This is a genomic window from Sphingomonas ginsengisoli An et al. 2013 (assembly GCF_009363895.1).
Taxonomy (GTDB): Bacteria; Pseudomonadota; Alphaproteobacteria; order Sphingomonadales; family Sphingomonadaceae; genus Sphingomicrobium; species Sphingomicrobium ginsengisoli.
In genome coordinates this window covers 957,217-982,122 of the sequence record NZ_CP045434.1, presented here as the reverse complement: position 1 = coordinate 982,122, position 24,906 = coordinate 957,217, and the positions used below count along the sequence as shown (strand labels likewise).

Below are 24,906 nucleotides of genomic sequence, written 5' to 3'. Positions count from 1 at the left end.
CATGATCCCCCGCAAACCCCTGTTGCTCGCCGCAGCGCTGCCCGCGGCGCTGTCCGGCTGCATCAGCGTCAAGACCCCCGACAAGCCGATCGAGATCAACCTGAACGTCGCCATCCGCCAGGAAGTGGTGGTGCGGATGCAGAAGGACGTCGAGACGCTGATCAACCAGAATCCCGAGGCCTTCCCGCGGCAACCGGGCACGACCACCACCACGCCGCCGGCGCCGCGCCAGTGAGGCGGACGCTGCTGCTGGCGGCGGCCGGCCTGCTGGTCGCGGCGGGTCCGGCACTGGCGCAGAGCGGGCCGACGGCGCTGCTCGCCGTCAAGTCGGCCGGGGTGATCGGCGAGCGCTACGACGGCTATCTGGGCTATGTCCGCGAGCCCGACAGCAACGCCGCGCGGGTCCAGACCGAGGCGGTCAATATTCGCCGCCGGGCGATCTACACCCGCTTCGCCGGGCTGCACCGGTTGAGCCCGCAGGATGTCGGCATCACTGCCGGCTGCACTACGCTGGCGCGGCTCGAGGTGGGCGAGGCCTACATGCTCGCCGACGGCCAGTGGCGGCGGCGCGAGCCGGGGCAGCCGGCGCCCGTCCCCGCTTACTGCACGGGTGGCTGAGGCTCGAAGCTGGCGCGATAGTCGGGCTTGATCCGCGCAATCATCGCCGCGGTCAGCGGTAGGCTGACCTTGTACATCCCCTCGGCATAGGGGCCGGCAACATAGGGGTCGGCGGTCACCACCACATGGTCGAGCCGGCCGTTGCGATTCTCGTCGGCGAGGGTCAGCGTGACTTCCTTGAGTTGCGGACAGGCGCCGAAGCCGAAGCTGTCGGTCTTGTCGACCGGGGCCTGGCGGCGGACGGCGCGGGCGCGGTCGAGGAGGATGCAATAGGGCTGGCGGATCGCGCCGTCCCACCAGCCGCTGCGCTGCAGCAGCGTGTCGATCTTGACCTCGCGGCCAAGGCGGCGGTCCCACAATAGCGGCAGGGTTGCCGAATTGCCGTGCGCGCCGCCGCTGAAGACGTAGGTCAGCGATGACAGTGAGAGGAGCCGCGGGGTCTGGCCGGCGGTGTGCCAGTCGCGCTGGAACTCGTAGGGCGCGGGCCAGGGGAAATGGCTCTTCTGCCGCTCGGCATAATCCGTTCGCGCCATCGCCGCATAGCGCGCGCGCTGGTGCGCCGAATCGGCCCGGAAGCGACGGTCGAGCGCGGAGATGGCGGCGGCCTCGGCCGACCAGGCATAATGGAAGGCGAGGAACTGGTCCTTCGATCCGACGGTGACCGGCGCGGCGGCCAGCAGGAGGAGACTGAGCATCGCGGCACCCTAGGCCTCACTCGCTCCACCGGCCAGCGCATACGGTTGACCTGTGCGCCCCCCCTGCTAAAGGGGCGGCGCCTTGGCGGGCTGGTTGGCCGCCATGTTCCTTGCCTTACGCGATCGACGCGCGATTTTCGCTGCGCCGCCGCGCACATGAGGGAGTCGGGGTCATGGTGGATGAACAGCCCGGGGCGGACCCGTTGCTTCCCCCGGATGCGCGGCTCGACCGGCTCGAAGAGCGAGTGGCCGAGGCGCGGCGGAAGGAAGAAACGCGGGCCGGCAAGGGACCGCCGGCCGACACGAACGAGCAGACCGGGCAGCGCGTGCTGTCCTACCTGCTCGGCGGTCTGCTCGGTGGGGCGCTGCTCGGCTGGCTGTTCGACGGCTGGTTCGGGACGGGGCACGTTGGTCTGGTGGTCGGGGTTGTGCTGGGCACGATCGGCGGCTTCTGGAGCATCATCAGATTGTCGTTGCGCAAGTAAGGATAGAGGCAAGTGGCGGCTCAGTCGGGCAAGATCGATCCGATGCACCAGTTCAAGGTCGAACCCCTGTTCGGCCAGGATTGGAGCATTGCGGGCCACTCGATCGCCTTCACCAACTCGGCGCTGTGGATGGCGCTGACCGCGCTCGTCATCTGGGCGTTCATGCTTGGCGGCATGAAGCGTGAGCTCGTCCCCGGCCGCTGGCAGGTGATGGTCGAGGGAGTCACCGGCTTCATCACCGACATGCTCGACACCAACATCGGGCCGGCGGGACGCAAGTACGTCCCCTACGTCTTCTCGCTCTTCATGTTCATTCTGGTCGCCAACGTCCTCGGCCTGCTGCCGTTCGGGATCGTGCCGGGCGTTCACCCCTTCACCGTCACCAGCCACCTGACCGTCACCGGCGTGCTGGCGATCGTCTCCTTCTCGATCGTGCTGATCGTCGGCTTCGCCAAGCACAAGCTGCATTTCTTCAGCCTGTTCGTTCCGCACGGCACCCCGCTGGTGATGATCCCGCTCATCTTCCTGGTCGAGCTGCTGAGCTTCCTCGTTCGGCCGTTCAGCCTCGGCCTGCGACTGTTCGTGGCGATGACCGCCGGGCACATCCTGCTGAAGGTGCTGGCCGGCTTCGTCATCAACGGCCTCAACGCCGACGCCATGTGGGTCGCCCCGGTGGTCAGCCTGCCGTCGCTGCTGCTGATGATTGGCATCTCGGCGCTCGAGCTGCTGGTCGCCGCGATCCAGGCCTATGTCTTCGCGCTGCTGACGTCGCTCTACCTCAACGACGCGATCAACCTTCACTAAGCCAACAACCAGAATAGATAAGGGAGTAATTCATCATGGACGCAAATGCCGCCAAGCTTCTCGGTGCCGGTCTCGCCGCGATCGGCGTCGGCATGGCCGCCCTCGGCGTCGGCAACGTGTTCGGCTCGTTCCTCGAGAGCGCGCTGCGCAACCCGGCCGCCGCCGACAGCCAGCAGGGCCGTCTGTTCATCGGCTTCGCCGCCGCCGAGCTTCTCGGCCTGCTGGCGTTCGTCGTGGCGATGATCCTGCTGTTCGTCGCCTAACCAACTGAACACTCCTTAGGGGTCGGCCATGCCGCAGATCGCCCAAATCGGCGAAATCTACGCATCGCAGCTGTTCTGGCTGGCGATCATCTTCGGCGCGATCTTCGTGTTCGTGGGTCTCGGCATGGTGCCGAAGATCCAGGGCACGGTGGACGCGCGCGACGCCCGGATCGCCGCCGACCTCCAGGAAGCCGCCGGTGCGCGGCAGGCCGCCGAAGGCCTCGAGGCGGACTATCGCGACGCGATGGACCGCAGCCGGGCCGAAGCGGCGCGGCTCGCCTCTGACGCCAAGGCCGAGGGCGCCAAGGCGACCGAAGCCAAGGTCGCCGCGGCCGATCAGGTCTCGGCCGGCAAGCTCGACGAGGCCAGCCGCCGCATCCGCGACGCGCAGACCTCGGCCCAGGCCGAGATCGAGAATGTCGCCGCCGAGGCCGCCGCGGCGATGGTCGCGCGGGTCTCCGGCCTGACCGTCGACGCGGACACCGCCCGCGCCGCCGTCCAGCAGGAGCTCGTCCGTGGCTGATAACGTCTCCCAAGCCACCCACACCGAGGTGGAGTCCGGCGCCGAGCATCATGTCGATCCGAGCGCGCTCGGCTTCGACGCGACCATGCTGGTCGGGCTGGCGATGCTGGTCGTCATCCTGCTGATGCTGTGGAAAAAGGTCCCGGCCGCGATCGGCAAGTCACTCGACAGTAAGATCGCCGCCATCCGCGCCCAGCTCGACGAGGCCGCCGAGCTGCGCAAGGAAGCCGAGGCACTCAAGGCCGAGTATCAGGCGCGCTTCGCCGCCGCCGACCAGGAAACCGCGGCGATGCTCGAGCGCGCCCGCCACGAGGCGGACTCGATCCGCGCCAAGGCCGAGAGCGACGCCGCCCAGCTGGTCGAGCGCCGCACCCGCATGGCCGAGGACAAGATCGCCGCCGAGGAGCGCGCCGCGCTACAGCAGCTTCGCGCCACCGCCGCCGATGCCGCCGCCAAGGCTGCCGGGCGGATCATCGCCGAGCGGCATGATGCCGGCGCCGACAAGGCGATCATCGACCAGGCGATCGCCGGCCTCGGCCGCTAAATCCCGTCGCAGTGTAGCTTGAAAAGGCCGTCGGAGCGATCCGGCGGCATTTTCATTTTCGCTTTCCCGCCGCCTATGGTGCTGAGAGAAGCGGCGCCGCCTGCTCGTAGCGGCGCTGCTCGACGAAGGGCGTGCGACGAGTGACGACGTCGATCCGCTGGCGCTCGATCCGGCCGGGGTCGCGCGTGGCGCGGGGCCAGCGCGGCAGGCCGGCGCCGTTGGGATCGCCGCGCTTCACGAAATTGGCCCAATAGCCGAGCATCGTCCGTGAGACGGCGCGGTCGGCCGGCTCCCAGCGGTAGAGCGGGTTCACCGCGAGGTTGCCGAGCGCATATTCGATCTCGCCGCTGTGCACCGCGCCAAATTCACGCGGCTTGTCGGCGGGGTCGGTGACGAACGGCGGGCGGACCCGGGCGAACTGATACCAGTAGGTCGGCGCGCCGGTGCGCCGTTGGAGGTCGAACCAGCGCCAGGTCGAGACACCGAGGAAATCGTCGCCGGCGAGTGCGGTGGCGGCGGCGGTGACCTCGTCGTCAGAGCGCGCCGGGTAGAGCGCGAACAGCGCGTCGGCCCGGGCGCCGTAGGCGCGGGCGAGCGCGGCGCGATAGGCGGCGACAGTCCGCGGTGCCTGGTCGAGCAACGCGGCGGCGCCGGCTTCCTGCGAGTTGGTCCCGACCAGCAGCGGCACATGCGCGGCGCGGCCGGCGGCGAAGGTGGCGGCGGGCAGTTCGGTCAGCGCCAGGCCGTCGACGATGATCCCGGTGGTGATTGGGGCGCCGCGGTCGCGCGCGGCCATCAGCGCCTCGGGGGTGAGCGCGCGCATCGCGTCCAGCGTGGTCGCGCCAAGCGCGGCCGTGAAGGCGACGCCCTCGCGCTCGGCAGTCTCGCGCGACGGTGGGGCGATCTTCTCCATCGCCCCGCCGCTCTCCCCGATCGCCCCCGCGATCAGCCCGCGCGACAGTGGCGAGGCCATCAGCGCGCTGACCGAGATCGACCCCGCCGATTCGCCGCCGATCGTAATGTGCCTGGGATTGCCTCCGAACGCCGCAGCATTGCGCCGGAGCCATTTCAGCGCCGCTACCTGGTCAAGCAGGCCGTAATTGCCCGAGGCATGGGCGGGACTCTCGGCCGTCAGCAGCGGGTGGGCCATCCAGCCGAACACGTCGAGCCGGTAGTTGGCGGTCACCACGACGATCCCGTGCCGTGCCAGCGCCGCGCCGTCGTAACGCTTCTCCGAAGAATCGCCGGCATCGAAGCCGCCGCCGTAGAAGAACAGCAACACGGGATAGCCATTTCGGGGCATTGGGGTGCCGCGCGGTGGCTGCCAGACGTTGAGGAACAGGCAATCCTCGCTGGGAGTGGGCGAGCGGAACTGCATGTCCGAGAATAAGGGTCGCTGCAGGCAGCGCGCGCCGAAGCTGCTTGCGTCGCGTCGCCCATGCCAGTGGGCGGCGGGCTGCGGAGCGACCCAGCGCAGTGGGCCGACCGGCGGAGCGGCGAAGGGGATGCCGCGGAACATCCGCACGCCGGCAGGATCGACGATCCCGGCGAGACGCCCGGTCTCCACCGTCGCGGCCGGCGGCGGTGCGGCCAGCGCCGGACCGGCCACGCTCGCGGCGATCAGCGCCAGCAGCAGGCGCCGGCTCACGGCACATTCTCCGTCAGCAGGTCGTAGGTCGCGACCAGCTCGTCCTTCTGATTGAAGATCTCGACTGCCCAGCGGACCACGCCGGTGTCTTCGCTCTTGAGGCTCTTGGAGCGGACGGTGAGCTCCACCCGCATGCTGTCGCCCGGATAGAGCGGGGTGAGGAAGCGGAGGTTCTCAAGCCCGGTATTGGCAAGCACGGGGCCGGGATCGGGATCGACGAACAGGCCGGCGGCGAAGCTCAGGATCAGATAGCCGTGGGCGACCCGGCCCTCGAAGATCGGCGAGGCCTTGGCAGCTTCCTCGTCCATGTGGGCGTAAAAGGTGTCGCCGGTGAAGTGGGCGAAATGCTCGATGTCCTCGATGGTGACCGTGCGGCTCTTGGTCCGCAGCGTGTCGCCGATGTGAAGCTCGCTCATCTTCTTGCGGAAGGGATGGGCATCAACGAAGTGCTTGGGCGCGCCAGGGATATATTGCCCGGTGATCGCGGCGATCATCGCGGGCGAGGACTGGATCGCGGTGCGCTGCATATAGTGGGCGACGCCGCGGATGCCGCCCATCTCTTCCCCGCCGCCGGCGCGGCCGGGGCCGCCGTGGACGAGGACGGGGAGGGGCGAGCCGTGGCCGGTCGAGTCCTTCGCGTTGGTCCGGTCGATCACCAGCATTCGGCCATGGAAGCTCGCCGCGCCGAGGACGAAGTCGCGCGCGGCTTCGGGCGAATGGGTGAATAGCGACAACGCGAGGCTGCCACGCCCGCGGTTGGCGAGCGCGATGGCGTCATCCAGGTCGCGGTAGGGCATCACCGTCGCGACCGGGCCGAACGGTTCAACATCGTGGACCGCTTCGCAGGCCCAGGGATCGTCAGCGCGGAGCAGCAGCGGCGAGAAAAAGGCGCCGCCGTCCGGGCCGGTGGTGGCTTGCATATCGCCGGCGACGACCAGAGCGCCCTGGGCGGTGATGGCGGCGACCGCCTCGCGGACGCTGTCGCGCTGGGCGCGGCTGACCAGCGCGCCCATGCGCGTGTCCTCGGCGCGGGGATCACCGACCTTGGTGGCCGCCAGCCGGTCGCGGATCGCGGCCTCGACCGCGTCGAGATGCTCGGCGGGCGCCATCGCGCGGCGGATGGCGGTGCACTTCTGCCCCGCCTTGACCGTCATCTCGGTGACGACTTCGCGGACGAACAGGTCGAATTCGGGCGTGCCGGGGGCCGCGTCAGGACCGAGCAGCGATGCGTTCAGACTGTCCTGCTCGGCAATGAACTTGACGCTTTCGCGCTGGATGGCCGGATGGGTGCGCAGCTTCAATGCGGTCGCGGCCGAGCCGGTGAAACTGACCACGTCCTGCCCCGACAGATGATCGAACAGGTCGCCGACCCCGCCGACGATCAGTTGCACCGCGCCCGGCGGGAGGATGTCGGCCTCGATCATTACCCGGAAGGCGGCCTCGCACAGCCAGGCGGTGGCGCTGGCCGGTTTCACGATCGCGGGGACGCCGGCGAGGATGGTCGGGGCGAGCTTCTCGAGCATCCCCCAGACCGGGAAGTTGAAGGCGTTGATGTGGAGCGCGACGCCCTGCAGCGGGGTGAAGATATGCTGGCCGACAAACAGCCCCGACTTGCTCAGCGGCTCGAGCGGGCCATCGAGCAGGACGTGCGCATCGGGCAGCTCGCGGCGGCCCTTGGACGAGAAGGAGAGGAGCGTGCCCGCGCCGCCCTCGATATCGATCCAGCCGTCCTTGCGGGTCGCGCCGGTCGCATAGTTGAGCTCGTACAATTCCTCCTTGCGGGCGAGGATGGCGAGGCCGAGCGCCTTCAGCATTCGCGCCCGCTCGTGGAAGGTGAGGCGGCGCAGCGCCGGGCCGCCGACTTCGCGGGCGAAAGTCGCCATCGCGGCGAAGTCGAGCCCGCCCGAACCGGTCAGCGCGACCGGGCTGCCGTCGATCGCTGAAGCCAATTCCGTCAGGCTGGCGGCATCGCCCGGGGTCCATCGGCCCGATGCGTAATTGAGCAATTGAGGGGTCTTCATGGCCGCACCCTAGGCGATCCGCCGCCGCGCGCGAAGAGCGCCAACGTCGGTCCGTTATGGAGAAGTGGTCAAGCCAATCTTGCCGGCCGTCGTCGCATCTCCAAGCCCATGACCGATGGCACGCTGTGGCAGCGCGAATATTGGGAGAGCAACGACCCGGGTCGCCCGATCCGCTGGCGCCAGGGTGTCCGCTGCAAGCTCAAGGCGCAGGTCGTCCTGCGGCGCTCGAATTGGGACAAGTTCGAGGTCGCGGTCGACAATTTCTCGCGCCACGGCTGCTGCCTCACCTTCGTCGACGAGCCGACGCTCGACGAACGGGTGTCGCTCAAGTTCGAGGGCCTCGAACTGCTCGGCGCGATGGTCTGCTGGGTGCGTCATCGCCAGGTCGGGCTCGAATTCGAGAAGCCGCTCCACGACGCGGTGTTCACGCATATGGTGCAACGGCTCGGCGCGCTCTGCCCCGATCGCGGGTGAAGGCGCCAGCGGTCGAAGCGCCGCGACGGTAGATGTCACTGACAGCCGCGCCCGATCAGCGCACTCCACCGGAACTGACGGTGATCGGATGCGCGCGGGCGGTGGCGACAATGTCTTCCCATGGCGCCTGGCCGTAGGTGGGTGGAGCATCCCGCGGGATGGGTTGGCAGATCGCCAGTTTCGCCACCGGATTTTCCGCATAGTCGCGAACCTCCCCTGCATCGACCTTGAGGCGGTAGGCCGTCGCGATCTGATCGGCGCGAATTCCAGACAATGTGATGAAGCGGTGCAGGGTGCGCGCCTCGATGATCGTCTCGCGCGTACGCTCGGCCTCCGCCGGGGAAAAGGCGCGGCCGGGGCCGACCAGACTGTACAGCCGCGACCAGACGTCGAGCTCGCGCCGGTTGGAGTCGTTGAGCAGATCGACGAAGCGGTAGAGCGCCGTCAGCCCGTTGGCTTCCGCGCGGGGGAAGTGGAATGCGGTCTGGGAGGCAATGGTGCTGTCCCATACGCCCCGATCCCAGGTCCGCCACGGTGCGGTCGACAGCTTGCCGACCGGGGGTAGCCGACCCGATTTCTCGGCCGCGTCGACGATGGCGGTCACCTCATCCAGTCGGCGCTCGATACACGGGCCGAAATTGACCCGCTCGCGCGCCTGCCCGACCGTTTCGCCGATCTCGAAGGCCAGCGCGTCGCGCGCGTCGCCGACATCGCTGCGCTGGCTGATCGCCGTCGCCACCACGCCCAGCCCGAGCGCGATCAGCACACCCAGCACGATGATGCCGACTTCGCCGGCGAAGCGGCGCCAGCCATCGATCGGTCGCAGGCGTCTCCACACCATCGGTCAACGCCCGGTGAAGTTCGCCGGGCGCTTTTCGAGGAAGGCGGCGACGCCCTCGCGATAGTCGGCGGTGAAGCCGAGCCGGCGCATCTCGTCGCGCTGGAGGTCGAGCTCGGTCTCGAGGTCGCGGGTCCAGCTCGAGCGGACAAGCTGCTTGATCGCGGCGAGTCCGAGCGGGGGCAGCGCGGCGAGCTTGGCGGCAAGCGCGTCGACCGTGGCGTCGAGCGCCTCATCCTCGACGCATTGCCAGATCATGCCCCACTCGGCGGCCTGGGCAGCCGACAGCGGCTCGCCGGTCAGCGCGAGGCCCAGCGCGCGGGCCTGGCCGACGAGGCGCGGCAGGTGCCAGCTGCCCCCGCTGTCGGGGATGAGGCCGAGCGCCGAGAAGCTCTGGATGAACTTGGCCGACTTGGCCGCGATCGCCAGGTCGCAGGCGAGCGCAACGTTGGCACCGGCGCCGGCGGCAACGCCGTTGACGCGCGCAATCACCGGCTGGGGAATAGTGGCGAGGCGGCGGATCAGCGGGTTCCAGCTCTCCTCGACCGTCTCGCCGAGATCGACCGCCTCGCCCGGCGCGACCGCGCGGTCGTTCAGATCCTGACCGGCGCAGAAACCGCGCCCGGCGCCGGTCAGCACGATCACCCGCGCCGACGCCGCCTGCCGCAGCGCGTCCGACAGCTCGGCGTGCATCTGGCGGGTGAAGCTGTTGAGCCGCTCGGGCCGGTTGAGGGTGATCCGGGCGACATGGTCCGCCTGCTCGAGGATGATGGTTTGGTAGGTCATGTTGGCTCCTCGGCGAATCGCGGCGTCCGTGGTGCCGCCCGCGCTGGTCAGTGGCAACCGCCCCTGCTACCGCTTGGACATCATGGAAGCGCAGCCGCACCCCCGTCAGGCCGAGCGGCTGAACACGCTGCGCCGTTACGCCATTCTCGACACCCCGCAGGAAGCCGAGTTCGACGCCATCGTCGCGCTCGTTGCCGCAATCTGTGAGGCGCCAGTTTCGGTCATCAACCTCATCGACGCCGACCGCCAGTGGTTCAAGGCCGAGGTCGGGCTGGGCGTGCGTTCGACTCCGCTCCAGACCAGCCTGTGCAGCCACGTCGTGCTCGAAACCGGCTTCGTTGAAATTCCCGACACACTCGCCGACCCGCGGATGTGCGACAATCCGCTGTGCGTCGCCGACGGCGGCTTCCGCTTTTACGCCGGCGCGCTGCTGGTGGCCGACGACGGGCTGCCGCTAGGCACGCTGTGCGTGCTCGACACCAAGCCGCGGGTGCTGACGGCGCTGCAGCGGCAGACGATCGAAGTGATGGCGGCCGCGGTGATGCGTGAGCTCAACCTCAGGCGGGTAGTCGCCGAGCAGGATGTGCTGCGGCGCGAGGTCGATCACCGCGTCAAGAACTCGCTCGCCTCGATCGCGGCGATCATCCAGCTCGAGGCGCGGGCCCAGGCCAGCGCAGAAGCGCGGGAGGCGCTCGAATCGGTCTTGAAGCGGCTGACGGCATTGAGTGCGCTTCATGAGGAGATGCACGATGGCGAAGCGGGCGGCGACGTGGCGATTGCGCCGCTGATCGACCGGGCCTTCACTAAGCTGCGGCTGCTGGTGCCGGCGCGAGTCACGCTCGCGGCCGATGTGGCGGCATTTTCGCTGCCGGTGGCACAGGCCAGCGCGCTAGCGCTGATCGTCAACGAATTCGTCGCCAATTCGGTCAAGCATGGCTTTGCCGACGGGCGCGAGGGGCGGATTGCGGTGCAGGTCGCCAACGACACCGCCGGGTTTGCGCTCCACTGCCGCGACGACGGCGCCGGCAACGACGCCGCCCTCGTGCGGTTGGAGGGCTCGGGCGGTCTCGGCACCCGGATCATCACCGCGCTTTCGCGCTCGATCGGTGCCGAGGCGCGCTGGGGCAGCGACGGCCGGGGAATAACGCTCGAGGTTGTCGCCCGCTAGCGGGGCATGTTCGCCAGTATCGCGGCTTTCTCTTCGACCGAGCCGTCCTTCTCGGCAAAGCGGAAGCCCTTCACCCGTTCGACCAGGATTTCGGACGGGGTCGGCTGCTGGCCGAACAGTGACATGACCTCGTCGATGAATTCGTTCAGCGGCATATAGCCCTGGCGGGTCGCCTGGCCGGGGGTGAGGTCGGTCTGGACGCCGGGCGGCACCAGCTCGATCACCTCGATCTTGTCCATCAACCGATTGCGCAGCGAGATGGTGTAGCTGTGCAGCGCGGCCTTGGTCGCCGAATAGGTCGCGAACAGCGGCTGGGGCACGGTGGCGAGGCCCGAAGTGACGTTGACGATCGCCGCATCGGGCTGGGCTGTCAGGTGGTCGACCAGCGCGTCGATCAGCCGAATGGGGCCGAGCAAATTGGTGGCGATCGTCGCCTCGGCATCGGACAGGTCACGCTTGGACCGGGGATCTTCCTGGCGCATGATCCCGGCATTGTTAACCAGCACGTTGAGCTGTGGATGCTCGGTCGTGACGCGCTCGACGAAGTTCTGCAGCGCGGCCGGATCGTCGACGTCGACGGCATAAGCGGTGATGGAATCGCGGTCGCCCTTGGTCTCGTCGAGCGCGTCTTGGCGGCGGCCGGCGACGATCACCTGGTTGCCGGCGTCGGCCCACCGCCGCGCGAGTTCGCGGCCGATGCCCGAGCCGCCGCCGGTGACGAGGATGGTGTTGCCCGAGGTCTTCATGCGGCATGCTCCAGATGGGTCGTGGTGGCAGGGGAAAGGTTCATCGTGTCGGCAAGCAGGTCGTAGGAACGCTTGCGGGCCTCGGGATCGAAGATTTGCGCCGTGACCATCAGTTCGTCGGCTTGCGTTCGTTCGATGAAGGCGTCGACCTGGGCCCGCGCGGTGGCGGGGTCGCCGATCGCCGAGCAGGACAGCACCTGTTCCATCGTCAGGCGATGCTGCATCGGCAGGCTTTCGAGATAGCCGGCCTGGGGTGGCGGTAGCTGGCCGGGGGTGCCGCTGCGCAAGGCGACGAACGCCTGCTGGACCGAGGTGGCGAGCAGCTGCGCTTCCTCGGCGCTGTCGGCGACAAAGGCGTTGAAGCCGAGCATGACGTAGGGCTTGTCGAGCTGCTCGGACGGCTCGAAGCGGTCGCGGTAGAGCTTGATCGCAGCGTCCATCTGCTGCGGCGCGAAATGCGAGGCGAAGGCGTAGGGCAGGCCGAGCATCGCCGCGAGCTGGGCGCCGAACAGGCTTGAGCCGAGGATCCAGATCGGCACCATCTGCCCCTCGCCGGGGATGGCGCGGATGCGGCCGTTCTGGCCTTTGAAATAGCCCATCAGCTCGACGACGTCGTTCGGGAACTGGTTCTCGTCGGCGTTGAGGTTGCGCCGCAGCGCCCAGGCGGTCTGCTGGTCGGTCCCTGGCGCGCGACCAAGACCGAGATCGACCCGGCCGGGGTAGAGCGCTTCCAGCGTGCCGAACTGCTCGGCGATGGTCAGCGGGGCATGGTTGGGGAGCATGATCCCGCCCGCGCCGATGCGGATGGTGCTGGTGCGGGAGCCGACATAAGCGAGCGCGACCGCAGTGGCGGCGCTCGCGATGCCGGGCATGCCGTGATGCTCGGCCATCCAGTAGCGATGGTAGCCGAGCCTCTCGGCATAAGCGGCGAGCTCGCCCGAGCGGCGCAACGAATCGCCGGGGGTCGAGCCCTGGGGGACGGGGGAGAGGTCGAGGACGGAGAGGAGGGCCATCGCACTTACATGGGTGGCCCAGCGGCCAGTTTGAACCGCTGCCCGCGAACGACTAGATAGAAGTCATGTACACGACCGATCTCTCCAAGTCCGGCGCGGGCGCTAAGGTCCAGCCGATCGGCCCCGCCGAGGACCCCCAGCTGCTCGCCGCCTTCGAAGCGCGGGTCGCGGCGGACGAGTTCATCGAGCCCAAGGACTGGATGCCCGAGGCCTACCGTCGCACGCTGACCCGGCAGATCAGCCAGCATGCGCACAGCGAGATCGTCGGCATGCTGCCCGAGGGCAATTGGATCACGCGGGCGCCGAGCCTGCGGCGCAAGGCGATCCTGCTCGCCAAGGTGCAGGACGAGGCGGGGCATGGCCTCTATCTCTACTGCGCGGCCGAGACGCTGGGCACTGCCAGAGAGGAAATGATCGAGGCGCTTCACTCGGGGAAGGCCAAGTACAGCACCATCTTCAATTATCCGACGCTGACCTGGGCCGACATCGGCGCGATCGGCTGGCTGGTCGACGGCGCGGCGATCATGAACCAGGTGCCGCTGCAACGGACCAGCTACGGTCCCTATGCCCGGGCGATGGTCCGGGTATGCAAGGAAGAGAGCTTCCACCAGCGCCAGGGCTATGAGATCACCATGGCGATGGCGAACGGCTCGCCGGCGCAGAAGCGGATGGCGCAGGACGCGCTCAATCGCTGGTGGTGGCCGAGCCTGATGATGTTCGGCCCGCCCGACGAGAATTCGCCCAACACCGAGCAGTCCCTGCGCTGGCGGATCAAGCGCGAGACCAATGACGAGCTGCGGCAGAAGTTCGTCGATATCACCGTGCCGCAGGCCGAATATCTCGGGCTGACAGTGCCCGACCCGGACCTCAAGTGGAACGAAGCCAAGGGCGGCTACGACTTCGGCGCGGTCGACTGGGAGGAATTCTACTCGGTCGTGCGCGGCGAGGGGCCGGTCGCCAAGGAGCGGATCACCGCCCGGCGTGAAGCGTGGGAGAGCAACGCCTGGGTTCGCGAGGCAGCAGCCGCGCACGAGGCGAAGCGGCAGGCGAAGGCCGCGGCTTGACCTTGTCCGTCGGCCCGGCGAAGGCCGCCGGCGGAGGAGTGACCCATGTCTGACTGGCCGTTGTGGGAAGTGTTCGTGCGCGCCAAGGGCGGCCTCGCCCATCGCCACGTCGGCTCGGTCCACGCCCCCGACAGCGAATTGGCGCTGCGCCACGCCCGCGACACCTACACCCGGCGGCAGGAAGGCGTCAGCCTGTGGGTGGTCAAGTCGACCGACATCGTCGCCAGCGATCCCGACCAGGCCGGTGAGCTGTTCGAGCCCGCCGCCGACAAAGTCTACCGCCACCCGACCTTTTACGACATTCCCGACGTGGTGAAGCACATCTGATGCCGAGCCTGCCGCCGATCCGGCCCGAGGACGAAGCCGCCGCCGCGACGCTGCGGGCGACCGGGGAGTTCGATGCGCCCGCCGACGTGCACGATCCGGTCCGCGCCGGCTATTTCGCCCGGCTCGGCGACGACGCGCTGATCCTCGGCCAGCGCCTCAGCGAATGGTGCGGCCATGCGCCGAGCGTCGAGGTCGACCTCAGTCTCGCCAATCTCGCGCTCGACCTGATCGGGCAGGCGACGTTGTTGCTCGGTGAAGCCGGCGATGCCGACGAACTGGCTTTCAAGCGCGACGTGCTCGACTTCCGCAATTGCTGGCTGGTCGAGCAGCCCAATGGTGATTTCGCGCGGACGATGGTCCGGCAGTTGCTGTTTTCGACCTGGCAACATTTGCTCTACCAGCGGCTGACGCAAAGCAGCGACACCGCGCTGGCCGGCATCGCCGCCAAGGCGGTCAAGGAAGTCGCCTACCATCGCGAGCTTGCCGCCGACTGGGTCATTCGGCTGGGCGACGGCACCGACGAGAGTCGCGCGCGCACCGAGGATGCTCTGGCGTGGTGCTGGCGCTTCGTCCCCGAGCTGTTCGAAGTCGACGCGGAGCTGGAGGCGGCGATCACCTGCGGGCTGGCCGCCGATCCGCGCGCGTTCGAGGCGGACTATCGCGCCGCGATCGCCGCCGTGCTCGGTGAGGCCGGGCTGCCGGTCCCGCAGGACCAGCGCCCGATCCTCGGCGGCCGGCGCGGTCATCACAGCGAGCATCTCGGCCACCTGCTAGCGATCATGCAATATCTGCCGCGCACCTATCCGGACGCGGTCTGGTGAGCGGCAAGGAATTCCACTCGCTCGAGGTCGCCGAGGTCGTTGCCGAGACCGACGAGGCGCGCTCGATCCGCTTCGCCGTCCCGCCCGAACTCGCCCCAATCTTCCGCTTCCGCGCCGGCCAGCATCTGACCCTGCGCGCCGACATCGGTGGCGAGGATGTGCGCCGCAACTATTCGCTGTGCGTCGCGCCCGACGACGGTGCGCTGACGGTGACGGTGAAGCAGATTGCCGGCGGCGCTTTCTCCAACTGGGTCGCGCGCGAATTGAAGGCGGGTGACCGCCTCGACGTCATGCCGCCGCACGGGTCGTTCACGGTCGACTTCGATCCGAGCAAGGCGCGCCGCTATGTGGGTTTTGCCGGCGGGTCGGGGATCACCCCGATCATGAGCCTGATCCGCACCGCGCTGAAAAGCGAACCGCGCAGCCGCTTCACCCTCTTCTACGGTAACCGCGACGCGAGCTCGATCATCTTCCTCGAGCAGCTCGCCGCGCTCAAGGACCGCTACCTCGGCCGCTTCGAGCTCTACCACTTCCTCGCCGACGAGGAGGGCGACGTCGAGTTGCTCAACGGCATGCTCGACCAGCCGACCTGCGAACGGGCGATCGCGGCATTTGTCGGCGATGCTCAAGACGTCGACGCCTGGTTCGTCTGCGGTCCGGGGCCGATGATGGACGCCGCCGAAGCCGCGATGCTCAAGGCCGGCGTTGCCCCCGACCGCATCCACATCGAGCGCTTTACGGCGGGCCGTCCCTCGGCGGCGCTGGCGGCGGAAATGGCGCAGCTTTCGAAGCAGGCGTCTGGCCTGCAGATGAGCGTCACCATCGACGGCCGCACCCGCAAGGTCGCATTCGACGGCTCGAACATCCTCGACAGCGCGCGGGCGAGCGGATTGCCGGCGCCCTTCGCATGCAAGGCCGGGGTCTGTGCCACCTGCCGCGCGCGGGTCACCAGCGGCGAGGTCAGCATGGCCGCGCGCTATGGGCTGACCGACGAGGAGATCGACGCCGGCTACATCCTCACCTGCCAGTCGGTGCCCACGGGCGACGGCGTGGCGGTGGATTACGACGCCTGAACGGACTAGACGCTCTTCCCATGCTGACCACGCCTGCGCCCAAGGGCATTGCCGACCTCGACCCCGTCGTCAGCGACTCGCTGCTGGCCCTGATCGGGATGATCGCCGCCGACAAACGGGACAATTTGATCGACGTCGGCGTCGGCGTCTTCCGCGACGGCGAGGGACGCACCCCGATCCCGCCGAGCGTCAAGGAAGCCGAACGGCGCCTGCTCGAGACGCAGGAGACCAAGGCCTATTTGGGCGGCTGGGGTGATCGCGGCTTCACGCAGGCACTGCGGCCGATCGTGCTCGGCAACCATGCGGACGACGACCGCATCTCGGGGGTGCAGACGCCGGGCGGCTGCGGTGCGCTGTTCCTGGCGACGCGGCTAATCAAGCTGGCGCGGCCCGATGCGAAGGTGCTGGTCGGAACCCCGACCTGGCCGAACCATCCGCCGGTCATCAAGGGCGCCGGGCTCGCGATGACCGAATATCGCCATTATGATTTCGGCAGCCGCACGGTCGATTTCGGCGCGCTGCGGCAGGCGGCGGAAAATGCCGCGCCGGGCGACGTGCTGCTGCTCCACGGCTGTTGCCACAACCCGACCGGCGGCGACTTGAGCGAAGCGCAGTGGCGCGAAGTCGCCAGCATCGCGCGGGAATGCAAGCTGACCCCGCTGATCGACCTTGCCTATCAGGGGTTCGGGCGCGGGTTCGAGGAGGACGGCTATGGCGTCGGGGTCATGCTCGACGCCTGCGACGAAGTGCTGATCGCGCAAAGCTGCGACAAGAATTTCGGCGTCTACCGCGACCGTGTTGGCAGCTTCTGGCTCAAAACCCGCGACAAGGACGCCACTGCCAACGCGATGGCGCACGTGCTGCAGATCGCCCGCGAAGCCTGGTCGATGCCGCCCGATCATGGCGCCGCCGCCGCGCGCATCGTGCTCGAGGACGAGGGCCTGCGCGCCCAGTGGCTTGAAGAGGTCACGGCAATGCGCGACCGCATCAATGAAGTGCGCCGGCGGATCGCGGCCAGCGACCAGCGCCTTGGCTACATCGCCAGCGAATATGGCATGTTCTCGATGATGCCGCTCAACCGTGAGCAGGTGCAGACGCTGCGCGACCGCCACGCGGTCTACATGGCCGACAGCGGGCGCTTCAATGTGGTCGGGATCGCCGATCGCGACATTGACCGCTTCTGTGCCGCAGTGATCGAAGCGATGGACAGCGTGCCCGCGCATGGCTGACGCGGACCCTGCCTTTAGCGGGACCGACGTCGACTGGCGCGAGGTCGCTCGGCTCGTCCTCACCAGCCGCGAATTGGACCGGATCGAGGAAGAGGAACTCGTTCCCGCCCGCAAGGTGCTCTACCAGTTCAGCGCGCGCGGCCACGACATGGCGCAGGTGCTGCTCGGGCTCAAACTGCGCGACGGTGATGCGGCGTGTGGCTATTACCGCAGCCGGCCTTTGCTGCTCGCGCTTGGCGTGCCATTGGCCGATGCGCTCGGCTCGGGGATGGGTCGCGAAGGCGGCTATTCGGGCGGGCGCGATATCGGCGTCGTCTTCAATTATCCCAATCCCGGGGGCGCGCATGCGCTGCCGATGAGCGGCGGGGTCGGCGCGCAATATACCCCCGCCGCCGGCTGGGCGCAGGCAATCCGCTACAAGGCCGAGGTGCTGAAGAGCCAAGGCGGCAACAACATCGCGCTCGTCCTCGGCGGCGACGCGAGCTGCGCGACGGGTGGCTTCTGGTCGGCGCTGACCATCGCGACGACGCAGCAACTGCCGCTGCTGATTTACGTCGAGGACAATGGCTACGGCATTTCGGTGCCGTCGACATACCAGACGCCGGGACAGGACATCGCCGCCAATCTGGGCTCGTTCAAGGGCCTGACCATCTTCAACGGCGACGGCACCGATCCGGTCGAGGCGGCGCGGTTGATCGACCAGGCGGTACGCCATGTGCGCGACAAGCAGGCCCCAGCGCTGCTGCGTCTGACCGTGCCGCGGCTCGAGGGGCACAGCTACCAGGACACGCAGACCTACAAGAGCGAAGAGGTGATCGCCGCCGAATGGGCGCGCGATCCACTACCCAAGCTCAAGGCGCACTGCGCCGAGCGGCAGATCGGCGAGGGGGAGTGGGCCGAGATCGAGCAGCGGGTCGGCTGGGAGGTTGGCCAGGCGCGCGAGGAGGCCGAAGCGCGCGGCGTGCTGCCGGTGGCGAACGTCGCCGACAACGTATTTTATGGAGGCACGCCGAGCACGATTGGCGGCGGCGCCGGGCTGAGCCTCGACGGCACGCACGACGAGCCGCGCCCCGACGGCCAGCGGATCAACATGGTCACCGCCATCCGCCGTGTGCTCGAGCAGGAACTCAGCGCCAATCCGAAGATGGCGGTGTTTGGCGAGGATGTCGGTCCCAAGGGCGGCGTCCACGCGGTGACGCTCGGGCTACAGGAGCGGTTCGGCCACGACCGGGTGTTCGACACCAGCCTGAACGAGGAGGGCATCGTCGGCCGCGCGGCGGGAATGGCGATGGCCGGGCTCTTGCCCGTGCCCGAAATCCAGTTCCGCAAATATGCCGAGCCGGCGACCGAGCAGATCAATGACATCGGCACCATGCGCTGGCGGACCGACAACCACTTTTCGGCGCCGATGGTGCTCCGCGTGCCGGGCGGCTTCTTCAAATGCGGCGATCCCTGGCACAGCCAGACCAACGAGGTGCAGTTCGTCCACAATCCCGGCTGGCTGGTCGCGGTGCCGAGCAACGCTGAGGACGCGGTCGGCCTGCTTCGCATGGCCCTGCGCGGCCACGATCCGGTGCTGTTCTTCGAGCATCGCGCGATGCTCGACGACAGCTGGGCGCGGCGGCCGTGGCCGGGCGACGGCTATGTTCTGCCCTTCGGCAAGGCGAAGAAGACGCGCGAAGGCGACAGGATCACCATCGTCACCTGGGGTGCGATGGTCCCGCGCTGCGAGGCGGCGGCCGAGGGCGTCAGCGCCGACGTCATTGACTTGCGCACGCTGATGCCGTGGGACCGTGAAACGGTGCTCGACAGCGTCCGCCGCACCCGCCGCTGCCTGATCGTCCACGAGGACCTGCGCACCGGCGGCTTCGGCGCGGAGATCGCCGCGGTGGTCGCCGACGAGGCGTTCCTCGACCTCGACGCGCCGGTTGCGCGCGTCACCATGCCCGACATCCCGAGCCCGCATCATCCGAGCCTGCTCGAGGCGGCGGTGCCGAGCGTCGAACGCATCCGCGCCGAAATCGACCGGCTGGTGGGCTTCTGATGATCGAAGTCCGCGTTCCCGACGAGCAGGAAGGCACCAAGGCGGTCGTTCGCGCCTGGCTCAAAAGGGTAGGGGAGCAAGTCGCGCTCAACGATCCGCTGGTCGAGCTCGAGACCGACAAGGTGACGCAGGAAGTGCCGGCGCCGGCGGCGGGGGTGCTGAGCGAGATCTTGCTCGACACCGATGCCGAGGCGGTGCCGGGAGCGCTGCTGGGGGTGATTTCGAGTGCCGAGGTTTCCGCTCGTCCTGAGCGGAGGCCGGAGGCCGAAGTCGAAGGGCGTCCGGACCAGCGCGCTTCGACTGCGCCGCTTGCAGCGGCTCCGCTCAGGACGAACGAAAACAACGAGGAGATGGAAACCCGCCTTTCCCCCTCGGTCCGTCGCGCCCTGCTCCAGCACGACCTCGACCCGGCGCGGATCGACGGCACCGGCCGCAACGGGCGCATTACGCGCGAGGACGTCGACCGCGTCGTCGCCTCCGCCACCGTCAGCCATGTCGAAGGTGGTCCCAAGCCGATCGCCCAGCCACGCGTCGCCGAAACCAACTGGTCCGACATTCCTCACGACCGCATGCGCCGCACCATCGCCGAGAACATGGTCCGCGCGGTCGGCGAGGCGCCACATGTCACTGCATTGTTCGAGGCCGACTTCGGCGCGATCGCCGCGCACAAGGCGGCGCTGGCGGCGCGCGGCACCAATCTCAGCTACACCGCCTATCTGCTCAAGGCCGCGGCCGAAGCGATGGCGGTCGCGCCGGCGATCAACGGGCGCTGGGCCGACGACCGCATCGCCATTTCTCCCACCGTCGACATCGGCGTCGGCACCGCCCTTGGCGATAAGGGTCTCGTCGTCCCAGTCGTGCGGAACTGCGGCGCCTTGAGTGTCGAGGAGATCGGCGCCCGGCTCGACGCGCTGACCGCCAAGGCGCGCGACGGCAAGCTCGAGCGGGCGGACGTCAGCGGCGGCAGCTTCACCATCTCGAACCACGGCGTAGCGGGCTCGCTACTCGCCGCGCCGATCATCCTCCACCAGGGCCAGGCCGCGATCCTCGGCGTCGGCAAGCTCCAGAAGCGCGTGGTCGTCCGCACGGTCGACGGCGTCGATGCGATCGCCATCCGCCCGATGGCCTATGTCACGCTGACCATCGACCATCGCGTCGTCGACGGCCATCAGACCAATGGCTGGCTGTCGCGCTTCGTCGAGTTGATCGAAAGCTGGCCCGCGCCCTGAGCCTATCCGCCGGAACGCTCCGCGCTCCGGCCCGTTGGCGGGATGATGAGAAGCGGCACTTCATTTTCGGCCTCTCCCGCAAACCCGGGACAGGCTGCATTTTGACCTCGAATCGCGCCGCATGAGCGATGCCGTCTTCATCCGTCGGACGCTGATCGTCCTCGCGCTGACGGCACTGTTGTTCCTCGCCTGGACACTGCGCGACGTCATGCTGATGGTGTTCGGGGCGGTGGTGTTCGCGACGCTCTTCCGCGCGCTCGCCGGGCAGATCCAACGTCTCGGCATCCGGCGCGACGGATTGGCGCTGGCGATCTCAGTCATCGTCATCTTTGCCGTCGTCGCTGGCGCCATCTCGCTGTTCGGAACGCAGCTGGCCAGTCAGGCCGAAGGGTTGAGCCAGGCGATCCCGAAGGCCTGGGCCTCGCTCCAGCAGCGCCTCCACGGCTGGGGCATCCCGGTCCCGCCCAAGCTCAACGCCGGCGGCATCTTCGGCAACCTTGCCGGCAGCCTGCCGAGCTTCGTCATGTCGGTCGGGGGCGGGCTCGCCGACGGGCTGCTGATCGTCGTCGGCGGCATCTTCATCGCCGCCAGCCCGCGCTTCTATGGCAAGGGCCTGCTGACGCTCTTCCCGGCCGAGCGGCGGGCGGTGGTCGGCGAGGCGATGGTCGACAGCGGCCGCGCGCTCGGGCTGTGGCTCAAGGCGCAACTGGTGGCGATGCTGCTGATCGGCGTGTTGACCGGCACCGGGCTGTGGCTGCTCGGGGTGCCGGGGCCGCTCGCGCTCGGCGTGCTCGCCGGCCTGCTCGAATTCATTCCCTTCGCCGGGCCGATCCTGTCGGCGACCCCGGGCATCCTCATCGCGCTCGCCATCGACCCGCAGCTCGCTCTGTGGACGATGCTGCTCTACGTCGGCATCCAGCATGTCGAGGGCTATGCGATCCAGCCGATCATCCAGAGCTGGGCGGTCGAGATTCCCGGCGCGGTGCTGCTGTTCGCGCTGCTCGCGTTCGGTGCGCTGTTCGGCCCGATGGGCATCATCTTCGCCGCCCCGCTGACCGTCGTCGTGTTCGTGCTGGTCAAGCGGCTCTACGTGCAGGAAGCGCTCGATACGCCGACCGCCATTCCCGGCGAGGAACCCGCCGACGGCTGAGCCTCAGTCGGCCTCCAGCTCGCGCAGCGTGCGGCCGCTAGTTTCGCGCCCGAACCAGGCGATCATGCCCGCGGTGATCGCGGTTGGAATGATCAGCGCAATCGCGGCTCCGACCAGCGTCGGCACGAAGCCGAGCAGTGCGCCGACCTGCACCGCGACCCCGCCGAACTTGCTGCTCCCCGCGACCACGCCGGTGGTCCGCCCGCGCCGGCCAAGCGTGGTGTTCTCCGCCGAATAGGGCAGCAGCACCGCGATGGTGCCGTTGGTGCCGACGATCAGTAGCGCAATGACCGCGATCAGCACTGGCTGGATGGTGAGCAGACTGGTGGGCAGGAGCGCGCCGACCAAGCCGAGCAAGGTGACCCCGATCGTCGCGACCAGCGTCCATTTGCTGCTCACCTTGGCGTAGAAGAAAGCGGCGAGCGCCACCGTCGGCAAGGCCAGCAGTGACGATTTGGCGAGGATTCCGGTGGCAAGCTCTGCGCTATACCCGCGCGCGCGCAGATCGCTCGGCAGCCATAACAGCAGGCCGAAATTGACCAGGCTCCAGCACAGGGCGGTGACGATCAGCGCGGCGTTCAGCCGGCGGTGCGCGGCCGGGGTCGGCGCATCGGGAGCGGGGGCGGCGCGGGGTTTGGGCAGCAGGCCGAACCGCTCCTGCATCTGCGCGAGCTCGGCGGTGCGGCCCTGTTCGGCGAGGAAGCGCGGGGTCTCGGGAATGAAGCGCGCCAGCGCGAGCAGCAGGAGGCCCGTCGGGAAGCCCTGCAGCCACAGCACCCGCCAGCCATAGACCGGCTCGAACGTATGCGCCGCGCCGCTCGCCGCGAGATAGCCGCCGACCAGTCCGACCCCGCCGACCAGCACCAGCACCCAGCTGCGGTGGCGCGGCGGCATGACCTCGGTCAGCAGCGTGTAGACAACCGGCAGCATGCCCCCGGCCGAGCTTCCCATCAGGAAGCACATCACGAGATTCCAGCCGAAGCTCGGCATCGCGCCGCAAATGGCGGTTGCGGCGAACAGGATGGTCGACAGCAGGATTGAAACCCGCCGCCCGTAGACGTCGGCGAGCCAGCCCCACAGCAGCGAGCCGACCGTCGTTCCGGTCAATGCCACCAGAGGCAGCAGCGCCGCGGTCGACTGGGCGATGCCATATTCGGCGCGCAGGCCCGGCAGCACGAAGCCGAGCGTCGCGGGCTTCATCACGTCAATCACCAGCCCGAGCGTCAGCACCACCAGCACCGCCACATGCCAGCGGCTGAGCGGCAGGTCGTCGCGCGCCTCATAATCGGTGCCGGCCGCGTCGCCGTGCGGGGCGCGGCGGGCAGGGAGGGCGCCCCAGCAAGAAATCGGCACGCCGAGTACGATCGCCGCCATTCCGACCAGCATCTCGGGGCTCGTCGGCATGGCGGAGAAATGGCTGCCCATGCGGTGCGCCATCGCCAGCATCGGCAAGTGCAGCAGCACGCCAATGCTGATCAGCCCGCAGCCGAGCCAGAACCAGCGGCCGCGCGCACCGACGATCGAAACCTTGTCCCCCATAAGCTTCGCTTAGTGAGGCGGTTTGACCGTAACAAGCTGCCGCGAACCTAAGCGGCTGTTAACCCTGACCCGGTAGCCCTCCTGCCATGCACGGCAGCAGTTCTCGCGAGATCTGGATCGACGCGGCGCTCGCGCTCGGCATCGCGCTCGTGCTCGCGCTGATCGGCTGCGTGCGCAGCTGGGCCGAGCTGTCGCAGCTGCGCCTTCCCGACGCCGACGACATGATGCGTCTGCAGCAGATCCGCGACTGGCTCGGCGGGCAGCGCTTCGCCGACCTCACCCAATATCGCCTCGGCGCGGCCGGGGTGCCGATGCACTGGTCGCGCCTGCCCGACCTCGTTCCCGGCGCGCTCATCCGGCTGCTGGAGGGACCGCTAGGACGCCACGCTGCCGAGCTCGCCGCGGTGATCGCCTGGCCGACCGCCTTGCTGGTCGCGGCGCTGTGGCTCGCAGGCCAAATCGGCCGGCTGGTCGGCGGCGCCGAGGTCGGCTGGCGGACGATGATCGTCGCCGCCGCCGCTTACCCCGCCAGCACCGCCTTCGCCCCGGGCCGGATCGATCATCACGGCCTCCAGCTCGTGCTGTTGCTGGTCAGCGTCTGGGCGCTGCTGCGACCGGCATCCGTGCGCAATGGCCTGGTCGCCGGCTTCGCGATCGTGCTGAGCCTGGTGACGGGGATGGAAATGGCGCCGCTGCTGGCGGTGATCGTCGCCGCGGCGGTGCTCGAATGGGGGCTACGCGAGGACGGCGCGCGGGCTCGGCTCGCCGGTCTCGGCGCCGCGCTGTTTGCTGGGACGCTGGCGGCAAGTGTGGTGTTCCGCCCGCTGGCCTGGTCCTATCCGGCCTGCGACGGCTTCACCGCCGCGAGCGCGCGGGCGATGCTGATCGGGTCGCTCGCCCCGCTGGCTCTCGCTGCCCTGCCCACCCGCTGGTCGTTGGCGTGGCGTGCCGGTGCGGCGCTGGCCGCAGGCGGCGCGGTCGCAGTGGCGGTCGCGCTCGCCGCGCCCGCCTGCCTGTCGCCCTACGGCCAGGTGCCGCCGTTGCTCCGGCAGCTCTGGCTCGACCGCGTGCTTGAAGCGCAGCCGCTGATCGCCGCGCCGCTGGCGGTAGTGGTGGCGCATTGCGGGTTGATGGCGGCCGGGCTGGTGGCCGGTTGCTGGCAGGCGTGGCGGACGCCGACGCGGCCGTGGCTGCTGCTGCTAGTCCTGCAGCTCGCCGCGACCGCCGTGACACTGGTCCAATTACGCGGTTTCTACGCGGGCGCGCTGCTCGCTGCCCCCGCGCTCGGCGCGCTGCTGGCACGGGTGGCCGAGCGGGGCGGGGCACGCACCGTCGCGGCGTGGCTCGTCTCGGGCGGGCTCGTCTATCCGGTCGCCGCGCAGGCGCTGCCACCCGCCGCTACTCCCGCCCGTGTGGCAATCGGAGCGGGCGCCAGCTGTACCGCGCCCGACCTCGTCGATCGCCTCGCCCGTCTGCCGGCAGGAGTCGTCATGGCCCCGACCGACACCGGCGCCGCGGCGATGCTGCCGACCCGCCAGCGCTTCATCGCCGCCGCTTACCATCGCGACGTCGCAGGCGATCTCGCCATGTATAATTTCTTCATCGGCAGCCCGGACAATGCCGAGCGCCTCGCCCGCCAGTGGCGAGTGCGCTGGGTGGTCGCCTGCGACGGCTTCGGCGGCGTCTCGGCGCCCTTCGCCGCCCAGTTGCTCGAAGGACGACAGCCGGGCTGGCTGCGCCCCCTCGGGCAGGTCGCGACGGGCGCGCGGCTGTTCGAGATCGCGCTGCCGGCGACGCGCTGAAC

General features: G+C 68.9%; 26 protein-coding genes. 18 read left to right on the top strand and 8 right to left on the bottom strand.

The features are described from left to right. Window position 1: 1 nt before the first annotated feature. Together GCU42_RS04740 and GCU42_RS04735 are read left to right on the top strand one after the other, a co-directional pair. Window positions 2-235 carry a YnbE family lipoprotein gene (locus tag GCU42_RS04740; protein ID WP_205214927.1) on the top strand — a complete coding sequence of 78 codons (234 nt, stop codon included), beginning with the start codon at window positions 2-4 and terminating at the stop codon, window positions 233-235. Further along, a complete protein-coding gene (locus GCU42_RS04735; protein WP_114226465.1) occupies window positions 232-618 on the top strand; it encodes a YdbL family probable chaperone protein in 387 nt (128 codons plus the stop codon). Before GCU42_RS04740 ends, GCU42_RS04735 begins: the two co-directional genes overlap by 4 nt. Here GCU42_RS04735 and GCU42_RS04730 read toward each other — a convergent pair. Beyond that, on the bottom strand, window positions 600-1,313 hold the full coding sequence (locus GCU42_RS04730; protein WP_114226464.1) for a DUF4163 domain-containing protein: 714 nt from the start codon (window positions 1,311-1,313) through the stop codon (window positions 600-602). The genes GCU42_RS04735 and GCU42_RS04730 overlap by 19 nt on opposite strands. Window positions 1,314-1,423: 110 nt before the next feature. Between GCU42_RS04730 and GCU42_RS04725 the strand changes: the two genes are divergently transcribed. From GCU42_RS04725 to GCU42_RS04705, 5 genes are read left to right on the top strand one after another with little or no spacing between them, the layout of a single operon-like run. Continuing rightward, on the top strand, window positions 1,424-1,798 hold the full coding sequence (locus GCU42_RS04725) for an AtpZ/AtpI family protein (protein WP_114226463.1): 375 nt from the start codon (window positions 1,424-1,426) through the stop codon (window positions 1,796-1,798). Window positions 1,799-1,810: 12 nt separating this feature from the next. Beyond that, a complete protein-coding gene (locus tag GCU42_RS04720; protein ID WP_114226462.1) occupies window positions 1,811-2,602 on the top strand; it encodes a F0F1 ATP synthase subunit A in 792 nt (263 codons plus the stop codon). A gap of 35 nt (window positions 2,603-2,637) precedes the next feature. After that, a complete protein-coding gene (locus GCU42_RS04715) occupies window positions 2,638-2,865 on the top strand; it encodes a F0F1 ATP synthase subunit C (RefSeq protein ID WP_114226461.1) in 228 nt (75 codons plus the stop codon). Window positions 2,866-2,893: 28 nt separating this feature from the next. Then, window positions 2,894-3,388 (top strand): F0F1 ATP synthase subunit B family protein, encoded by a 495-nt coding sequence (locus GCU42_RS04710; RefSeq protein WP_114226460.1) that lies wholly within the window; start codon window positions 2,894-2,896, stop codon window positions 3,386-3,388. After that, window positions 3,381-3,932: a F0F1 ATP synthase subunit B family protein gene (locus GCU42_RS04705; RefSeq protein ID WP_335341004.1), complete on the top strand. Its 552-nt coding sequence runs from the start codon at window positions 3,381-3,383 to the stop codon at window positions 3,930-3,932. Before GCU42_RS04710 ends, GCU42_RS04705 begins: the two co-directional genes overlap by 8 nt. Window positions 3,933-4,005: 73 nt before the next feature. On the opposite strand, the gene GCU42_RS04700 is transcribed toward GCU42_RS04705, so the two are convergent. Further along, window positions 4,006-5,580: a carboxylesterase/lipase family protein gene (locus GCU42_RS04700; protein ID WP_205214926.1), complete on the bottom strand. Its 1,575-nt coding sequence runs from the start codon at window positions 5,578-5,580 to the stop codon at window positions 4,006-4,008. Beyond that, a complete protein-coding gene (paaZ, locus tag GCU42_RS04695) occupies window positions 5,577-7,601 on the bottom strand; it encodes a phenylacetic acid degradation bifunctional protein PaaZ (RefSeq protein WP_114226459.1) in 2,025 nt (674 codons plus the stop codon). Before paaZ ends, GCU42_RS04700 begins: the two co-directional genes overlap by 4 nt. A 108-nt stretch (window positions 7,602-7,709) precedes the next feature. Between paaZ and GCU42_RS04690 the strand changes: the two genes are divergently transcribed. Beyond that, the gene (locus GCU42_RS04690) at window positions 7,710-8,075 is read left to right on the top strand and encodes a PilZ domain-containing protein (protein ID WP_114226458.1); all 366 of its coding nucleotides are present in this window, start codon (window positions 7,710-7,712) and stop codon (window positions 8,073-8,075) included. Between the two features lie 55 nt (window positions 8,076-8,130). Here GCU42_RS04690 and GCU42_RS04685 read toward each other — a convergent pair whose 3' ends face one another. Beyond that, a complete protein-coding gene (locus GCU42_RS04685; protein ID WP_152569447.1) occupies window positions 8,131-8,850 on the bottom strand; it encodes a hypothetical protein in 720 nt (239 codons plus the stop codon). A 69-nt stretch (window positions 8,851-8,919) separates the two neighbouring features. Then, window positions 8,920-9,699, bottom strand: coding sequence for a 2-(1,2-epoxy-1,2-dihydrophenyl)acetyl-CoA isomerase PaaG (paaG, locus tag GCU42_RS04680; protein ID WP_114226456.1), 780 nt, complete (start codon window positions 9,697-9,699; stop codon window positions 8,920-8,922). Here paaG and GCU42_RS04675 point away from each other — a divergent pair. Next, window positions 9,698-10,867: a histidine kinase dimerization/phosphoacceptor domain -containing protein gene (locus GCU42_RS04675; protein ID WP_240309338.1), complete on the top strand. Its 1,170-nt coding sequence runs from the start codon at window positions 9,698-9,700 to the stop codon at window positions 10,865-10,867. The two genes, paaG and GCU42_RS04675, sit on opposite strands and share 2 nt — an antisense overlap. Here GCU42_RS04675 and GCU42_RS04670 read toward each other — a convergent pair. After that, window positions 10,864-11,613 carry an SDR family oxidoreductase gene (locus tag GCU42_RS04670; RefSeq protein WP_114226455.1) on the bottom strand — a complete coding sequence of 250 codons (750 nt, stop codon included), beginning with the start codon at window positions 11,611-11,613 and terminating at the stop codon, window positions 10,864-10,866. The two genes, GCU42_RS04675 and GCU42_RS04670, sit on opposite strands and share 4 nt — an antisense overlap. Then, the gene (locus GCU42_RS04665; protein ID WP_114226454.1) at window positions 11,610-12,626 is read right to left on the bottom strand and encodes an LLM class flavin-dependent oxidoreductase; all 1,017 of its coding nucleotides are present in this window, start codon (window positions 12,624-12,626) and stop codon (window positions 11,610-11,612) included. Before GCU42_RS04665 ends, GCU42_RS04670 begins: the two co-directional genes overlap by 4 nt. Window positions 12,627-12,691: 65 nt before the next feature. Between GCU42_RS04665 and paaA the strand changes: the two genes are divergently transcribed. The 8 genes from paaA to GCU42_RS04625 all read left to right on the top strand — a co-directional run bounded on the left by paaA (window position 12,692) and on the right by GCU42_RS04625 (window position 21,563). Then, window positions 12,692-13,690 carry a 1,2-phenylacetyl-CoA epoxidase subunit PaaA gene (paaA, locus tag GCU42_RS04660; RefSeq protein WP_114226453.1) on the top strand — a complete coding sequence of 333 codons (999 nt, stop codon included), beginning with the start codon at window positions 12,692-12,694 and terminating at the stop codon, window positions 13,688-13,690. A 45-nt stretch (window positions 13,691-13,735) separates the two neighbouring features. Then, entirely contained in the window at window positions 13,736-14,017 is a 282-nt protein-coding gene (paaB, locus tag GCU42_RS04655; protein ID WP_114226452.1) for a 1,2-phenylacetyl-CoA epoxidase subunit PaaB, read from the top strand. Then, complete coding sequence (paaC, locus tag GCU42_RS04650) at window positions 14,017-14,838, top strand: 1,2-phenylacetyl-CoA epoxidase subunit PaaC (protein ID WP_114226451.1); 822 nt, start codon at window positions 14,017-14,019, stop codon at window positions 14,836-14,838. Before paaB ends, paaC begins: the two co-directional genes overlap by 1 nt. After that, window positions 14,835-15,911 (top strand): ferredoxin--NADP reductase, encoded by a 1,077-nt coding sequence (locus GCU42_RS04645; protein ID WP_240309337.1) that lies wholly within the window; start codon window positions 14,835-14,837, stop codon window positions 15,909-15,911. Before paaC ends, GCU42_RS04645 begins: the two co-directional genes overlap by 4 nt. Window positions 15,912-15,931: 20 nt before the next feature. Next, window positions 15,932-17,140, top strand: a complete 1,209-nt coding sequence (locus tag GCU42_RS04640) for an amino acid aminotransferase (RefSeq protein ID WP_114226449.1) — start codon at window positions 15,932-15,934, stop codon at window positions 17,138-17,140. Next, window positions 17,133-19,184 (top strand): alpha-ketoacid dehydrogenase subunit alpha/beta, encoded by a 2,052-nt coding sequence (locus tag GCU42_RS04635; RefSeq protein ID WP_114226448.1) that lies wholly within the window; start codon window positions 17,133-17,135, stop codon window positions 19,182-19,184. Before GCU42_RS04640 ends, GCU42_RS04635 begins: the two co-directional genes overlap by 8 nt. After that, entirely contained in the window at window positions 19,184-20,413 is a 1,230-nt protein-coding gene (locus GCU42_RS04630; protein WP_114226447.1) for a dihydrolipoamide acetyltransferase family protein, read from the top strand. The genes GCU42_RS04635 and GCU42_RS04630 overlap by 1 nt, the downstream gene beginning before the upstream one ends. Before the next feature lie 121 nt (window positions 20,414-20,534). Next, on the top strand, window positions 20,535-21,563 hold the full coding sequence (locus GCU42_RS04625) for an AI-2E family transporter (protein ID WP_114226446.1): 1,029 nt from the start codon (window positions 20,535-20,537) through the stop codon (window positions 21,561-21,563). Between the two features lie 3 nt (window positions 21,564-21,566). Here GCU42_RS04625 and GCU42_RS04620 read toward each other — a convergent pair whose 3' ends face one another. Continuing rightward, window positions 21,567-23,102 (bottom strand): MFS transporter, encoded by a 1,536-nt coding sequence (locus GCU42_RS04620; RefSeq protein WP_240309336.1) that lies wholly within the window; start codon window positions 23,100-23,102, stop codon window positions 21,567-21,569. Between the two features lie 86 nt (window positions 23,103-23,188). Here GCU42_RS04620 and GCU42_RS04615 point away from each other — a divergent pair, with 86 nt between their 5' ends. Further along, window positions 23,189-24,904 (top strand): hypothetical protein, encoded by a 1,716-nt coding sequence (locus GCU42_RS04615; protein ID WP_114226445.1) that lies wholly within the window; start codon window positions 23,189-23,191, stop codon window positions 24,902-24,904. Window positions 24,905-24,906 lie beyond the last annotated feature (2 nt).

Excerpts from the sequence above, each read along its gene's own strand:
- GCU42_RS04625 (WP_114226446.1), top strand. The coding sequence starts at position 20,535 with ATGAGCGATGCCGTCTTCATCCGTCGGACGCTGATCGTCCTCGCGCTG.
- paaC (WP_114226451.1), top strand. The coding sequence starts at position 14,017 with ATGCCGAGCCTGCCGCCGATCCGGCCCGAGGACGAAGCCGCCGCCGCG.
- GCU42_RS04740 (WP_205214927.1), top strand. The coding sequence starts at position 2 with ATGATCCCCCGCAAACCCCTGTTGCTCGCCGCAGCGCTGCCCGCGGCG.
- GCU42_RS04635 (WP_114226448.1), top strand. The coding sequence starts at position 17,133 with ATGGCTGACGCGGACCCTGCCTTTAGCGGGACCGACGTCGACTGGCGC.
- GCU42_RS04710 (WP_114226460.1), top strand. The coding sequence starts at position 2,894 with ATGCCGCAGATCGCCCAAATCGGCGAAATCTACGCATCGCAGCTGTTC.
- GCU42_RS04620 (WP_240309336.1), bottom strand. The coding sequence starts at position 23,102 with ATGGGGGACAAGGTTTCGATCGTCGGTGCGCGCGGCCGCTGGTTCTGG.
- paaG (WP_114226456.1), bottom strand. The coding sequence starts at position 9,699 with ATGACCTACCAAACCATCATCCTCGAGCAGGCGGACCATGTCGCCCGG.
- paaA (WP_114226453.1), top strand. The coding sequence starts at position 12,692 with ATGTACACGACCGATCTCTCCAAGTCCGGCGCGGGCGCTAAGGTCCAG.
- GCU42_RS04665 (WP_114226454.1), bottom strand. The coding sequence starts at position 12,626 with ATGGCCCTCCTCTCCGTCCTCGACCTCTCCCCCGTCCCCCAGGGCTCG.
- GCU42_RS04670 (WP_114226455.1), bottom strand. The coding sequence starts at position 11,613 with ATGAAGACCTCGGGCAACACCATCCTCGTCACCGGCGGCGGCTCGGGC.
- paaB (WP_114226452.1), top strand. The coding sequence starts at position 13,736 with ATGTCTGACTGGCCGTTGTGGGAAGTGTTCGTGCGCGCCAAGGGCGGC.
- GCU42_RS04640 (WP_114226449.1), top strand. The coding sequence starts at position 15,932 with ATGCTGACCACGCCTGCGCCCAAGGGCATTGCCGACCTCGACCCCGTC.
- paaZ (WP_114226459.1), bottom strand. The coding sequence starts at position 7,601 with ATGAAGACCCCTCAATTGCTCAATTACGCATCGGGCCGATGGACCCCG.
- GCU42_RS04675 (WP_240309338.1), top strand. The coding sequence starts at position 9,698 with ATGTTGGCTCCTCGGCGAATCGCGGCGTCCGTGGTGCCGCCCGCGCTG.
- GCU42_RS04690 (WP_114226458.1), top strand. The coding sequence starts at position 7,710 with ATGACCGATGGCACGCTGTGGCAGCGCGAATATTGGGAGAGCAACGAC.
- GCU42_RS04715 (WP_114226461.1), top strand. The coding sequence starts at position 2,638 with ATGGACGCAAATGCCGCCAAGCTTCTCGGTGCCGGTCTCGCCGCGATC.
- GCU42_RS04630 (WP_114226447.1), top strand. The coding sequence starts at position 19,184 with ATGATCGAAGTCCGCGTTCCCGACGAGCAGGAAGGCACCAAGGCGGTC.
- GCU42_RS04615 (WP_114226445.1), top strand. The coding sequence starts at position 23,189 with ATGCACGGCAGCAGTTCTCGCGAGATCTGGATCGACGCGGCGCTCGCG.
- GCU42_RS04730 (WP_114226464.1), bottom strand. The coding sequence starts at position 1,313 with ATGCTCAGTCTCCTCCTGCTGGCCGCCGCGCCGGTCACCGTCGGATCG.